Below are 250 nucleotides of genomic sequence, written 5' to 3' on the forward strand. Positions count from 1 at the left end.
GCTGAAGGTCGGATTCACAACCCCATACTAGCGACGCTGATGCTACCGCCCGGCCTCCACCTCTTGGTGTTACAAGCCCAGTTCCTCTGGCAGGGGCACATCCTCACCCAGCACCTGCTTGGCCAAAAAGTGCTCGACGACGCCGTACCAGACTTTGGCATGTTGCGGCTGCAGCACCCAGTGATTCTCATCCGGGAAGTACAGGAAACGGTGCGGGCCCTGCCCGTTCTCGTCAGCAGGCAGTTGCGAG

1 protein-coding gene is annotated in these 250 nt (G+C 60.4%); it reads right to left on the reverse strand.

All coding sequences use genetic code 11. The annotated features are described in order from the left end of the window. Positions 1 to 69 precede the first annotated feature (69 nt). Positions 70 to 250: hypothetical protein (locus SCA31_RS24725; RefSeq protein ID WP_410699601.1), on the reverse strand; the 181-nt coding region annotated here is incomplete at its 5' end.

It is taken from the genome of Chryseobacterium sp. SIMBA_028, assembly GCF_046535285.1.
Classification (GTDB): domain Bacteria; phylum Bacteroidota; class Bacteroidia; order Flavobacteriales; family Weeksellaceae; genus Chryseobacterium.